The organism is Eisenbergiella porci (assembly GCF_009696275.1).
In the GTDB taxonomy this organism is placed as follows: domain Bacteria; phylum Bacillota; class Clostridia; order Lachnospirales; family Lachnospiraceae; genus Eisenbergiella; species Eisenbergiella porci.
The window spans coordinates 1-10,320 of sequence record NZ_VUMI01000089.1; the positions used below are offsets into that span (position 1 = coordinate 1).

General features: G+C 47.4%; 9 protein-coding genes. 1 reads left to right on the forward strand and 8 read right to left on the reverse strand.

Annotated features, from left to right (window positions below; translation table 11 throughout):
• Nucleotides 1-244: 244 nt before the first annotated feature.
• Entirely contained in the window at nucleotides 245-1,477 is a 1,233-nt protein-coding gene (locus FYJ45_RS27965; protein WP_154468249.1) for a DUF4317 domain-containing protein, read from the forward strand.
• Between the two features lie 94 nt (nucleotides 1,478-1,571).
• Here the strand turns inward: FYJ45_RS27965 and FYJ45_RS27970 are convergent, their stop codons facing one another.
• The 8 genes from FYJ45_RS27970 to FYJ45_RS28005 all read right to left on the reverse strand — a co-directional run bounded on the left by FYJ45_RS27970 (nucleotide 1,572) and on the right by FYJ45_RS28005 (nucleotide 10,226).
• Entirely contained in the window at nucleotides 1,572-2,297 is a 726-nt protein-coding gene (locus FYJ45_RS27970) for a response regulator (protein ID WP_154468250.1), read from the reverse strand.
• Between the two features lie 51 nt (nucleotides 2,298-2,348).
• Nucleotides 2,349-3,470 (reverse strand): sensor histidine kinase, encoded by a 1,122-nt coding sequence (locus FYJ45_RS27975; RefSeq protein WP_154468251.1) that lies wholly within the window; start codon nucleotides 3,468-3,470, stop codon nucleotides 2,349-2,351.
• A 198-nt stretch (nucleotides 3,471-3,668) separates the two neighbouring features.
• A complete protein-coding gene (locus FYJ45_RS27980) occupies nucleotides 3,669-4,175 on the reverse strand; it encodes a flavin reductase family protein (protein ID WP_021639713.1) in 507 nt (168 codons plus the stop codon).
• A gap of 22 nt (nucleotides 4,176-4,197) precedes the next feature.
• A complete protein-coding gene (locus FYJ45_RS33365) occupies nucleotides 4,198-4,611 on the reverse strand; it encodes a PspC domain-containing protein (RefSeq protein ID WP_021639712.1) in 414 nt (137 codons plus the stop codon).
• A gap of 57 nt (nucleotides 4,612-4,668) precedes the next feature.
• Nucleotides 4,669-5,694, reverse strand: a complete 1,026-nt coding sequence (locus tag FYJ45_RS27990; protein ID WP_154468252.1) for a DUF4097 family beta strand repeat-containing protein — start codon at nucleotides 5,692-5,694, stop codon at nucleotides 4,669-4,671.
• Nucleotides 5,695-5,835: 141 nt separating this feature from the next.
• Nucleotides 5,836-7,326, reverse strand: coding sequence for an HAAS signaling domain-containing protein (locus tag FYJ45_RS31260; protein WP_235931051.1), 1,491 nt, complete (start codon nucleotides 7,324-7,326; stop codon nucleotides 5,836-5,838).
• Nucleotides 7,323-7,646 carry a PadR family transcriptional regulator gene (locus tag FYJ45_RS28000; protein WP_021639709.1) on the reverse strand — a complete coding sequence of 108 codons (324 nt, stop codon included), beginning with the start codon at nucleotides 7,644-7,646 and terminating at the stop codon, nucleotides 7,323-7,325. The genes FYJ45_RS31260 and FYJ45_RS28000 overlap by 4 nt, the downstream gene beginning before the upstream one ends.
• Nucleotides 7,647-7,988: 342 nt before the next feature.
• Nucleotides 7,989-10,226, reverse strand: a complete 2,238-nt coding sequence (locus tag FYJ45_RS28005; RefSeq protein WP_154468253.1) for an InlB B-repeat-containing protein — start codon at nucleotides 10,224-10,226, stop codon at nucleotides 7,989-7,991.
• Between the last annotated feature and the right edge of the window lie 94 nt (nucleotides 10,227-10,320).

The window sequence follows — 10,320 nt, forward strand, 5'->3', positions numbered from 1 at the left end:
GAAGGCTACGAATGCCTAAAGGGTGTGGATAAAAACATGAAAAGGGCGTAGCGATGTGGAAAATGAATATTTAAGTATAAAAGTATCGAGAGGATTATTTACAACCTGCCAGCGCCTTTCGGCGCTGGACGCCGCCTGCCCAAATTGATTTTCAGTGAAAAATATGCTATCATAACAACTGCCCTGTCTTCCATGCAAACAGGATCGTCCCATAGGACGTTTCTTTATAAAAAGAGGTAAATGTATGAACAAAAAAGAAGTCCTTGAAATCAGAAAGCAGTATACCCACGAAAAATGTTCCATTACCCGTATCTGCGGCTGCTACGTGGACGGAGAAAAAAACATCAAAACACAGATCAAGGAAGCGTTCCTTTCCCTTCCTGAAGAAGAAACCTTTAAATATTTTAATATTTTCAAGCAGACCCTTTCCGGCACTCTGGGGAAAAATCTGCTGAACCTGGAATTTCCCCTGGATGCGGAAAATCCGGGAGGCGCCCAGGAATTTTTGCTGAAGCTGCGTGACAGCAAGCTCCAGGATGATGTCCTGCTGGCGGAATTTTACCAGAAGGTAATTGAAAACTACTATTTTCCGGAAAATTATTACATCATCCTCATCCATGTGGCTTACGATATTCCCGGGAAATCCACCGATGGCTCGGAAATGTTCGATGCCTCCGAGGATGTCTATGAGTACCTGCTCTGCAGCCTCTGTCCGGTCAAGCTCTCAAAGCCGGGCCTTTTCTACAATACGGAAACCAACAATATTGAAAACCGAATTCGTGACTGGATTGTTGACCCGCCGGCCAAGGGCTTTCTGTTCCCGGCCTTCAACGACCGTAATTCCGATATCCATTCCATGCTCTATTTTTCCAAGCAGGCGGAAGAACTGCAGCCGGAGTTCATAGAGAACATGTTTGGCTGCACACTCATCCCACTCACGGCAGAAAGCCAGAAGGAAACCTTTAATTATCTGATTGAGGACACGCTGGGTGAAGACTGTGATTATGAGGTCGTTAAAAATATCCATGAGCATCTGACGGAAATGGTGGAGGAGACCAAGGATTCTCCCGACCCTCTCGTGCTCACCAAACCAGATGTAAAGCGTCTTTTCGAGCTGAGCGGCGTTCCTGAAGAAAAAATGGAAACCTTTGACCAGACCTTTGAAGCCGCTGCCGGGGAAAAGGCCTCCCTGCTTGCCACAAATATTGCCAGTGTCCGGAAATTTAACATCGAAACGCCGGATGTGGTGATTAAGGTCAATCCCGAACGCACGGATTTAATCGAGACAAGAATTATTGACGGCAAGGAATGCCTGGTGATCACGGTAAATGATCATATAGAAGTAAATGGCGTGAATGTAAGGACAATTGCTCCCCAGAGGGATGAGGATTACGAGGAAGAATTTGAAGAAGCCATTCCGGCATCCGCTCCCGCCGCCCCCGACGCTCCTATTGATTTCGGAGCCACACAGGCATAGTTTAAATCAAACGAAAATCATACGCGTCCATAAATACATAAAAGGCGCCGGCAGGATATTTTCCTTTATCCTCCCGGCGCCTTTTAAATAAACGCTACTCCGTATCGTTTTCCTGATTTTCTTCCTCAGCCATCCGGTAGCCAACCCCGATTTCCGTCAGGATGAACTGGGGCTCTGCCGGATTTTTTTCCAGCTTTCTGCGGATGTTGGCCATATTCACTCTGAGAATCCGGTTGTTATCGTCTGCATACGGCCCCCATACATGGGAAATGAGGGTGTCATAGGTCATCACCCGGCCTGCATTTCTGGCGAGGAAGGACACGATTTTAAACTCCACCTGTGTCAGGTGAACCGCTTCCCCCTCCACCATCACCAGACGCCGATCAAAATCAATAACCAGCCCCTTGGCCTTATAAGGGCGGTCAACCATTGCGCTCCCTCCCACCGGACGGTTCCCGTGCCGCAGCGCAGTGCGGATTCTTGCCAGAAGCTCGGAGGAGCCGAAGGGCTTGGTAATATAATCATCCGCTCCCAGATCAAGCGCCATTACTTTTTCCTTTTCCTGCGTTCTTGCGGATATGACGATTATGGGAATCACCGAATAGGAACGGACCTGTCTTATAACCTCCATGCCATCCACATCCGGCAGCCCCAGATCAAGCAGGATCACGTCCGGGCACTGGGAGGCTGTGAGGGAAATTCCCTCCCTGCCAAGGCCCGTTGTAATCGTTTTGTAGCCCTGCGCCTTCAGGGTAGTTGCTATGAAATCACATATATTTTTTTCATCCTCTATGATAAGAATGGTTACCTTTGCCTGCATTGTTTTTCTCCTCCGTCAGCCGTAGCTGTTCATATAACCAAACCGCTACCGTCAGTCTTCATTTGCTTCTCCCCTGGGCAGGGTAAAACCAAACTGCGCCCCCCGTTCCAGATTCCTGGCGCTTATGGTCCCCCCATGGGCAACTATGATCGTCTTGCAGATCGACAGTCCAATTCCCATTCCCTTGTGTCCGTCAGCGCTGCTGTTTTCCGTCTGCCCTGTTCCGTCAAAAATGGTTTCCAGCTTATCCTCGTCAATTCCCACGCCCTGATCCGTCACAAAAAAGGTAACCGTATCCCTGCCTATTTCGGCGCGGCATTCTATCGGCTCCGTACTTCCCGCATGAAAAACCGCATTTTCCATAAGATTTACCAGAACCTGCTCTATCAGCGTTGCATCCATGGGAATCATGACAAATTCCTCCGGCAGTAGCACCCTTATATTGGCATCCGGTATTCTCTTTTTCAGACGGAATACGGCTTCGGACATAACCTCCTCCACCGGCTCTAAGGATTTGTTCACGCTGGCGGAATCATTTCTGATACGGGTGACAGTCAGCAGATTTTCCACCATATTCAGCAGCCAGTTGGCATCCTCGCCGATATGGCTGACCAGCGCCCTTTTTTCATCCATATCCAGCTTTTCCTCGTTTTCCAGATAGGAGCTGCTGGCGCCGATAATGCCGGTCAGCGGAGTGCGCAGGTCATGGGAAACCGCACGAAGCAGATTGGCGCGCATTTTTTCCTTTTCGGCCTCAGCCAGCATTTTTTCACGCTCGGCCAGAATCCTGGACTGCTGCTTCATATGGGATGCGGATGCGCTGGTTATCACAGAGACCACAAGCATACAGATAAAGGTAACCGGGTATCCGTCCAGCGTAAAATTCAGCTGCAAATAGGGATAGGTAAAAAGATAATTCACGCATACCACGCTCACCATCGCCGCTGCAATCCCCGGCAGATATCCGCTGGTCAGCCGCGAAATAAACAGCAGGGCCAGGGTATAAAACATCACTACATTAATATTGCTGGCCGATATCCTGTAATACACAAAAGCCGCAGCCGTGGCTATGAAAAGCACTCCAAAGGTAATTGCCGCATCCTTCCATGTACACTGCCACAGCTGGTTGAGAAACGCTGCCTTTCCCCTCCGCCAGCCGCCATTTTTATCCATTACTTTTCCTCCGTCCTGTGTCATTGCATACGCAATTATTATACGTTCAGCCGCGCCGCTTTGTCAACGGCCGCAAAAAGCGTACTGCCGCAAAAAGCGTACCGGAAAAATGGAGCGCAAAAGCGGACCACAAAAGAAGGCCGAAAAAAAGCGGAAGACCGGAGCTTATAGTTTCTCCCCGGTCTTCCGCTTCTTTATTTACTGGTTCTGTACCAGAATCTTCTCTATTTCCACCACATACATGGTATGGAAGTCCTTCTGTGCATAATGCTGCGCTGCCAGCTCTTTGTCCACAAAGCTTTCTTCCGTCATCGGCTGTTCATAAAGCTTCCGGCAGATAAGAGCCATGCGGCTTTCCTTAAATACCGGCGCGCTGTTGACCATTTCCACATGCAGGCCGCTTGCCGCGATCTTATCCTCATCCCTTCCGGATACAGTTCCCATATAATTCAGCATCTTACGCCAGCTGTCATCAAAAAAGCTGAGCGAAAGCTTATCGCTTTTGTCTATAAATTCTTTGGTGTAGCGCTGAGGCCGTACAAATACGAAGGCTACCTTCTTGCCCCATAAAATACCTACGCCTCCCCAGCTCGCCGTCATGGCATTCGTCCTGCCGCCATCCTCGGCCGCTACCAGCATCCAGTCATCATTGATGAGATGGAAAACATTCTCCGTCAGTTCTTCAGGTTTGATCTTATCCCACATGCTTCATTACCTCCTGTCAGTCTCAGCCCTCCGGCATGATAACGGCTACGATGAAGTAAGCAATCAGTCCCAGGAAGCCTGCTCCCAGGAAAATACTGGCCGCTATCCATATAATTCTTATTATCGTCGGGTCCCAGTTAAAATATTCCGCGATTCCTGCGCACACACCGCATACCATTTTATTGGTAGTGGATTTGCTCAGGCGTCTTCCAGGCTGGCGTCCGCTGTTGCTGTATCCGCCGTTATAACCGCCGTTTCCGTTAAAACTGCTGCCGCCATTATAACCGCTGTTCCCATAGCCGCCGTTCTGCCAGTCGTTACCCTGCTGATAAGAGCCGTTATTATTATAGGAATTAAAATTTCCATTGCTGCCATATTGATCCGTGTTCTGGTTCTGTCCCTGGTTCATATTTTCATTATTATTGTATTCGTCCATAATTTCCTCCAAGTTCCGCCGTTCAAATTGGCTGCCGCTTTCTTATATTATCGTTCATCATTCCGGATTTGTAAAGTAAATTTCTATCTTTCCCATGGAACTGGATAAGTCAAAATAACTGTCAGCTCCGTAATTCAGGCTTTTCTCTGAAGACATCCCGCCGAATTCATTATCTCCGATAATTACGGTCCCCATAGATGCTTCCACTTCGTAATTATGATCCTTTTCATATCCGTCCAGCCGCATTGACATACTTCCCATTCCGCAGCTACCGTATACGTCCCCAGTTACGCTTCCTTCATATTCCATGCTGCCCATACCGATGTCAAAATTCATATTTTCCAAAGCAGCTTCTTTAAGGACAAGCTTACCCATTCCCAGTTCGAAATAGGTATCCGTCGCCTTTAAATCATCGAAGGTCAGGCTGCCGGCGCCTACCGTACATGTGAGACTTTCCGTATCCATCACGGACACTTCCGCTTCCCCCGCGCCTATTTCCATAACCGCATCCACAAAAGCGCAGGTATCAGGCAGGTAAAGGTATACTTTGGTGGCCGTATCGCTGATTTTGTCCATATGCTCCATATTGTGCCTGTCAAGAGCCTTGATATAGAGCGTACCGTCTTCCAGGAAATACTGAACTTTTTTAACATTTATGCCTTCCAGATGAATATTGCTGTCCGGGGATTTTTTTACATAAAATCCGACGCCGCCCATATCCACATCCAGGTAAGCTGCTTTCTGAGAGGCTGCCGAATAAGGAATCGTATCCTTAAAATCAGCCTTGTGTATCGGATAGCTGCTGTCAAAATCCACGCTGTCGCCTACCGTAAATCCATTGTAATCCTCATAGTCATCATAATCATAGTCACCTGAATATTCATAATCCACATATTCATCATTATAATATCCGCCGTGCCAGCCATAGGGCATGTTCACAAAGGGAAGATCCAGTTCCCCGTTTTTGTACATTTCATCCACCTGCGCCCTGCCACCGGCCGCTCTTCCCGTCATCGCCAGGACAGCTCCCAGAACCACCATTACCAGCGCAGCGAGTAAGGATATTTTTAAAAATTTATTCATTTTATACCTCCCGCATATCGCAGGTCTGCCTGCGATACTGCATCAATTCCCATCCGCCCGCTTCCGCGGACATATGATTAAAGTCACTCCTGAATCAGGATGGCCGAAAGCGCTTTCCCCTCAGCCATTACTTCCTTAAATTTATGCTGCATTTCTTCTGGTAAAAGGCCATCTGCACAGATTTACAAAGCCTCTGCACATTACCGGCACCACTTTGACTACCAGCCATATCATTCCTGCAGTCATAGCCAGGCCAATTCCGGTACATGCCAGTCCGCCGCCCAACAGATAAAGCGCTGCCGCCGGCATGAGGAAGAGCTTAAGAAACGCGGTGATGACAAGTGCGATTCCCACAATAAGAATGACCACTCCTGCAACCACCAGGGAACCAAGAACCGCAATGACTGATACCAACAGGCTGAATACCACCGCTACTGCCGCGATGCCCAGCGGCAGGATGACAGGAAGGGCGAAGATGCACAGCAGAACAATTAATGCGATTCTGCCGGCACTGCTTTTCTTTTTTGGCGGCTGATGGCAGCCGTTTCCGTACTGGTTCTGGTATTGATACTGGTTCTGGTATTGATTGCTGTACTGATTCTGATATCCGTTGGGACCGCCCTGATTCTGATAGCCGTTGGGATTCGGGGCTCCGTTAGGATTTTGATACTGATAGCCGTTCTGGTATCCGTTGTAATTCTGATACCCGTTCTGGTTCTGATATCCGCCCTGATTCTGATATCCGGCAAAGTTGGGGCCGCCATTGGGATTGTGATATCCATTCATGTTCTGGCCGCCTGCCTGATTCTGATAGCTTTCAGGCTTCGGTCCGGCGTTTTGGTTCTGGCCGCCGTACTGATTTCCATAACTGTTCTGATTATTCCGGCCGCCACTTGCCTGGCCCTGGCCGCTGCCCTGGTATCCCTGGCCAGCCTGCGCAGAATCCATATTCTGCTCTTTGCCGTGAATCTGGCAGGAATCGATATCCTTGTAAAGGCCGCGGAACGGATCGGGATTGATATCCACAAAGCCTTCCTGAGCCTTCTCCGGCTCTGAGCTGTTTGCCGGAGCTGTATTTTCTTTTTTTGCCACGTACGTATTTGCGCTATTGCTAACCAAACCATTACTGCCGGCTCCATTGCTATCCGCGGTGTCACTGTCGGCCGTCACCACATCCAAATCCATTGCATCCGTATTCACTACAGCCGCATCTACAACCTCAGCCTTCATGATTTCTGCGTCTACCGTCTCAATATCCGCATTGGCTCCGCCGGAGCTTAATATGGCGTCAAACACACCATCCGTATTTCCGTCTGCGAATCTGGTTTCTTCCGCAGCCTTATCGTCTTCTGAAGAAGCTTCGCCGGGAAGAATCATCATATCCTTTTCTTCATTATTCATATGGAAGCCGTTTTCCATAAATTCCCCGGTTTCATTTCCCTCTTTCAGGCCTTCCTTAATATTGGCGGCTACCTGTATGGGTGAACCCAGTGCCCGGATGGCAGACTCTTCATTTTCAATTCCCGCGTCATCCAGATAATCATTATAGTATTGCAGCGCCTCATCCCGTTCTGCCTGGGAAATGTCCGAAAGGAGCATTTCCAGCTGATTCATAAATTCCTGTCTGTTCATTGATTAATACCTCCCTCGAACATTCCTGTTATCTTGGCGGAATATTTTTTCCATTCCTCTTCATATAATGCAAGCTGTGCCATTCCTTTTTCCGTAACTTTATAGTAACGGCGGTTCCTGCCGGCACATTCCATATCATAAACTGCAAGGCAGTCATCCTTCTGCAGTCTTCTTAATACCGGATACAAGGTGGACTCCGACAGCTCTATTACCTGCCGTACTTCCTGGGTTATCTTGTATCCATAGGTTCCTTCCGGTTCCTTGGAGACAACAGCGAGCACAATTGCATCCAACAATGCCGCTCCTGTATTAAAAACCATATTGTACACTCCCTTCCATTGGGACTTATGATATTATATGAGATATAATATTGTTCTTTAGGTATACTATATTCTATATACTATAAACAGTCAAGGAATAAGCAGGGAAGAAACAGCGAAAAATTGCGGATAAAAAACGAAAGAAATTCTTAAGAGGGAAAATGCCTGTTTTCCGCGCAGGAAGCGTATTGGTAACGTATTCCATGGCTTTCCTGACGTATTAAGGAGTATCCTTTGCGTTAAAAAAAGGCGTCCGCCGGGTTATTTCCGGCGGGCGCCAATTCTTTGTGGTACTTTCTGGTATTATGTCTTAAATTTCAGTACTTGTTTTTGAAAGGGAAATTATTTTTCGTCCTTTTTCCGTCTCTTGGCGGTAATTCCCAGGGTAAGAACTGCACCCATAATCAGGAATGACCAGCCTGCGATTGGAGCTGTATCTCCGGTTCCGGGTCCCTTGCTTTCGCCAAGAACTCCTACCTCCGGTCCTGCCGCTTCACCAAGGACTCCTACTTCAGGCTGTGCGGGAGGAAGTGCCTCGCCGAGTACTCCTGTTGTAGACGGTGTCGTGTCAGGGGTCGGATTCGGGTTAGGGTTAGGATCGGGATCCTCAGGAGTAGGAGCAGGGTTGGCTGCAAAATGTGCTGTATAAGTAGCTGCTACATTCAATCCATCTACTTTAGCAGGTACAAATGCTGCATCAGTACTTACCACATCACCGGCTTCATTCGTCCAGTTTACAAAATGATATCCACCATTTGCTGTTGCCGTAGAACCCTGTGCTTCTCCCGTAACAGGTGCAAGGCTTTCACTTGCCGCTGATACCGTTCCATTACCATCTGTTACATAATTGATTACAATATTTTCATTTTCTTCGAAGTTTGCATAATAGGTTGCCGCTACGTTCACTCCATCGACCTTTTCAGGTACAAAGGCCAAATCAGTTCCTACCTCTTCGTCGGCTTCATTCGTCCAGTTTACGAAATGGTAACCTGTATCTGCCATAGCTGTGGAACCAACTGCCACACCTGTTGCAGGAGCCAGTGTCTCATTCCCAGGATTTACACTTCCACCGATTCTGGCTACATACTGAATGTCTATAGCTTCATTCTCTTCGAAGTTCGCATAATAGGTTGCCGCTACATTTACTCCATTTACCTTTGCAGGGATAAACTCAAGTTCTGTCCCTACCTCTTCACCTGCCTCATTCGTCCAGTTTACAAAATGATAACCTGACATTACAGCAGCTACGGAACCTACAGCATTTCCTGTTGCAGGAGCTAAGGTTTCCTCTTCAGGATTTACACTTCCTCCTACATTTGCTACATAATTGATTGTTACATCTTCATCTTCAGAAAAGTTTGCATAATAGGTTGCCGCCACATTCACTCCGTTTACTTTTTCAGGCACAAACTTCACATCAGTTCCTACTTCATTTCCATTTGCATCTGTCCAGTTTACAAAATGATAACCTGCGGATACCGCTGCCGTTGATCCGGCTGCAACTCCTGTTGCCGGTGCAAGCTCTTCGCTTTCAGGTGTTACACTTCCTCCAAGTCTTGCCACATAATTAATTGTAATATCTTCATCTTCTTCGAAGTTTGCATAGTAAGTGGCCGCAACATTCACTCCATCCACTTTTTGAGGTACGAAAGCTGCTTTTGTCCCAACCACTTCGTTTGCTTCATTTGTCCAGCTTACGAAATGGTAACCCGCTTCTGCTGTTGCTACAGAACCCTGGGCAACTCCTGTTGCAGGTGCCAGTGTTTCATTGGCAGGCTCAACTCTTCCGCCCTCTTTAGCTTCATAGTTAATGGTTACATCTGCTTTTTGTACGAAGTTTGCATAATAGGTTGCTTCTTCATATGCACCGTCTTTCTTATCCGGTACAAATGTCGGTTCAGTTCCTACTACATCTCCCGCTTCATTTGTCCAGTTTACGAAAGTGTAACCTGCGTCTTCCGATGCTGTTGAGCCTTGGGCTGTTCCGGTTGCAGGCGCCAGTTCCTCACTTCCCAGATCTACGCTTCCGCCTGTCCGGGCTATGTAAGTTATGACTATTTTATCATTCTCTGCAAAATGTGCTGTATAAGTCGCTGCCACATTTACTCCGCTAACCTTATCAGGTACGAAATTACTATCAGAGCTTACTGCGGTTCCTGCTTCGTTCGTCCAGTTTACAAAATGGTAGCCGTTATCTGCCGTTGCTGTGGAGCCCTGGGCATTTCCTGTTACTGCCTTTATGGTTTCCTTATCCAGACCAACGCTTCCGTTTTCATCTGCTTTATACTGGATTGTAACATCATCTTCCGTATAAATAATTTTAATTGTATCACCGTTTCCTACTGTTTCCGGAAGTTTATCGGAAGGAATCAGTGATTTCAGCCACTGGAAGAATCCTTTTTCTGCAGCTACATGTTCTACCCTGGTGAAGCTGTAGCCCGGATATACCTTCATTTCTATATCCTTTACCTGCAGTGTATCCGGATCATTTATCCATACCTTCGCGGTCTCCACATAACTGTCTCTGGCTGTTCCTTCTCCTTCCACTGTTATCCCGCATTTTATCTGGCACCAAACCATGCCACACTCCACCAAATTAAAAAGAGGCACAGCATAAATTATTCTGATGGATTTTTCATCAGATTGCTTTATGCCGTGCCTTTTGTGTTATCAT

Coding starts and splice junctions, on each gene's coding strand:
- FYJ45_RS27965 (WP_154468249.1), top strand. CDS start 245: ATGAACAAAAAAGAAGTCCTTGAAATCAGAAAGCAGTATACCCACGAA.
- FYJ45_RS27970 (WP_154468250.1), bottom strand. CDS start 2,297: ATGCAGGCAAAGGTAACCATTCTTATCATAGAGGATGAAAAAAATATA.
- FYJ45_RS27975 (WP_154468251.1), bottom strand. CDS start 3,470: ATGGATAAAAATGGCGGCTGGCGGAGGGGAAAGGCAGCGTTTCTCAAC.
- FYJ45_RS27980 (WP_021639713.1), bottom strand. CDS start 4,175: ATGTGGGATAAGATCAAACCTGAAGAACTGACGGAGAATGTTTTCCAT.
- FYJ45_RS33365 (WP_021639712.1), bottom strand. CDS start 4,611: ATGGACGAATACAATAATAATGAAAATATGAACCAGGGACAGAACCAG.
- FYJ45_RS27990 (WP_154468252.1), bottom strand. CDS start 5,694: ATGAATAAATTTTTAAAAATATCCTTACTCGCTGCGCTGGTAATGGTG.
- FYJ45_RS31260 (WP_235931051.1), bottom strand. CDS start 7,326: ATGAACAGACAGGAATTTATGAATCAGCTGGAAATGCTCCTTTCGGAC.
- FYJ45_RS28000 (WP_021639709.1), bottom strand. CDS start 7,646: ATGGTTTTTAATACAGGAGCGGCATTGTTGGATGCAATTGTGCTCGCT.
- FYJ45_RS28005 (WP_154468253.1), bottom strand. CDS start 10,226: ATGGTTTGGTGCCAGATAAAATGCGGGATAACAGTGGAAGGAGAAGGA.